The organism is Nioella nitratireducens (assembly GCF_001879715.1).
Lineage (GTDB): Bacteria > Pseudomonadota > Alphaproteobacteria > Rhodobacterales > Rhodobacteraceae > Nioella > Nioella nitratireducens.
This window is the reverse complement of the sequence record NZ_MNBW01000055.1, coordinates 1-2819: the sequence shown is the minus strand read 5'-3', so window position 1 is coordinate 2819 and position 2819 is coordinate 1. Positions and strand designations below refer to the sequence as shown.

The window sequence follows — 2819 nt, the reverse complement described above, 5'->3', positions numbered from 1 at the left end:
TGGACCTGTCGCGGTTTGGTGCCGCTCCTTTGATAGCATAATGTGCAGCAAAGGAGACGAGCTATGGGCACAGGAAGAACGGATGAATTTCGCAGGGATGCGGTGCGAATTGCGCTGACCAGCGGGCTGACAAGGCGTCAGGTTGCCGACGATTTGGGCGTTGGGCTTTCGACCTTGAACAAATGGGTGACCGCGCACCGCGACACGGATGTGGTCTCGCCCGAGGACCGCGAGCTTGCGCGGGAGAACGAACGGCTTCGGCGTGAGAACCGCATCCTCAAGGAGGAGAGGGACATCCTAAAAAACTGTTCCGGGCCGCAGCCCGCCTGTGCGCGGGAGTAACAGCTTGTGCTAAGCTCATAGCGAAGGGCAGTTGCCGATGGCTTATTGGTGGGCTGGACCCCGTTAAAAAACGTGGCACATGGGCTGATGCGCACTTGAGAGTGGTGACGGCGCGCTCGCGGCGATCCCGGATAGGAAGATGACGAACTTGCATGGCCCACGCCCTTCGTTCTGAACGGAGGAGATGTCATGCCCAGACTTACGACCGGCGACCACCCGGACCTGAAGATGGTCAATCCCAATGCGGCCGCGATCGACATCGGCTCGACGATGCACATGGCAGCGGTAAACCCGTCCAGCTGTGACATGCCGGTGCGCGCCTTCGGCACGTTCACCCAGGATCTGCACGACCTCGCCGACTGGTTCCGGTCTTGCGGCGTCACCAGCTTGGCCATGGAATCCACCGGCGTCTACTGGATCCCGGCGTTCGAGATCCTCGAGGCCCGAGGCTTCGAGGTGATCCTGGTGAACGCCCGTTATGCCAAGAACGTGCCCGGCCGCAAAACCGATGTCAGCGATGCAGGATGGCTGCGCCAGTTGCATTCCTACGGCCTGCTGCGTGGTAGTTTCCGCCCCGAAGCCGAGATCGCAACCCTGCGTGCTTACATGCGCCAGCGCGAACGTCTGACAGAGTATGCGGCCGCGCATATTCAACACATGCAGAAGGCGCTGATGGAGATGAACTTACAGCTGCACCATGTCGTCTCCGACATCACCGGCGCGACCGGCATGAAGATCATTCGCGCCATCGTCGCGGGTGAGCGCGATCCGGATGTGCTGGCCGATTACCGGGATGTGCGATGCAAATCCTCGCCGGAGACGATCCGGGCAGCACTTGTGGGCAATGACCGGGCGGAACATGTCTTCGCTCTGGCGCAGTCGCTTGACCTTTACGACTTCTACAAAGCCAAGATCGAGGAATGCGATCAGCGGCTGGAGGCGGCTGTTGCCGCCCTCTCAGTCAAGGGAGGGGACGATCGGCCGCCGCTGCCGAAGGCCCGGATCAAAGGCAGGCAAGTCAATGCACCGGCCTTCGACGTGCGAGCAGCGCTCTACGGGGTATTGGGAACCGACCTGACCCAGATACATGGCCTTGGTCCTTCGCTGGCGCTGAAGCTGGTGGCTGAGTGCGGCACTGATCTGCGCGCGTGGAAGACGGCAAAGCACTTCACATCCTGGCTCTGCCTGGCACCCGGCAACAAGATCTCCGGGGGCAAGCTTCTGTCGTCGAAGACGCGGCGCTCCTCGAGCCGGGCGGCGGCCCTGTTGCGATTGGCCGCCACAACCATCGGACGCAGCGACACCGCTCTGGGTGCCTTCTATCGCCGTCTCTCGGCGCGGATCGGAAAGCAGAAGGCGGTGACGGCGACCGCCCGCAAGATCGCCGTCCTGTTCTACAACGCCATCCGGCATGGAATGACTTATCAGGATCAGGGCGCCGCAGCCTATGATGAGCGACACCGCCAGCGCGTTCTCGCGAACCTCCAGCGGCGCGCCAAGACCCTGGGCTACGCCTTGGCGCCCGTCTTGCCTGAACCGGCTGTTTCTTAGGAAAGCCACCCAGTTCTTCGCGAGCCAAAAGCCATGAGGTTTCGGTTCGTCGAAGAACATCGTGGGGCCTTCCCGATCGACCGGTTGTGTCAGGTTGTGAACGTCAGCACTCGCGGGTTGCGGGCTTTCCGCAGCCGTCCGGCTAGCCGCAGGCAGCGCATGGATATGGTCGTTTTAGCGCACATCAAGGAGCAGTCGCGGCTGAGCCTGGGCAGCTATGGCCGCCCACGAATGACCGAGGAACTGAAGGAGGTTGGCGTCGATGTGGGGCACCGCCGGGTTGGGCGTTTGATGCGTGAGAACGGGATTACCGTTGAGAGAACACGCAAGTTCAAGGCAACAACCGACAGCGATCACACGTTCAACATCGCCCCGAACCTGCTGAATCGTGACTTCAGTGCGGCCGGGCCGAACCAGAAATGGGCAGGCGACATCAGCTACATCTGGACCCGCGAGGGCTGGCTGTATCTGTCAGTCATCTTGGACCTGCATTCCCGCCGCGTGATCGGCTGGGCTGTCAGCAACCGTATGAAGCGTGATCTGGCGATCCGGGCCTTGAAGATGGCCATTGCCTTCAGGTCGCCCAAGGGCTGCATCTTCCACAGTGATCGCGGCAGCCAATACTGTTCGCATGACTACCAGAAGATCCTGCGCCAGCATGGCTTCAGGGCCTCCATGAGCGGTAAAGGTAATTGTTATGACAATGCGGCCGTTGAGACGTTCTTCAAAACCATCAAGGCAGAGCTGATCTGGCGGCGGTCATGGGCAACCAGGCGGCAAGCTGAGATGGCAATCTTCGAATACATCAATGGCTTCTACAATCAGCGGCGGCGGCACTCAGCACTGGGCTGGAAAAGCCCGGTCGCCTTCGAACGGAAAGTGGCCTAAACGAGCACTTGGGGCGGCACAAAGACGTGACAGGTCCA

At 60.9% G+C, this 2819-nt stretch carries 1 protein-coding gene and 2 pseudogenes; all 3 read left to right on the top strand.

Annotated features, from left to right (window positions below):
* Positions 1-63: 63 nt before the first annotated feature.
* A pseudogene (locus BKY27_RS19460) lies at positions 64-303 on the top strand (transposase); the annotation flags it as partial.
* Between the two features lie 228 nt (positions 304-531).
* Positions 532-1893, top strand: a complete 1362-nt coding sequence (locus BKY27_RS19455; RefSeq protein ID WP_020042027.1) for an IS110 family RNA-guided transposase — start codon at positions 532-534, stop codon at positions 1891-1893.
* Positions 1894-2781 (top strand): annotated as a pseudogene (locus BKY27_RS19450) (IS3 family transposase); the annotation flags it as partial.
* Between the last annotated feature and the right edge of the window lie 38 nt (positions 2782-2819).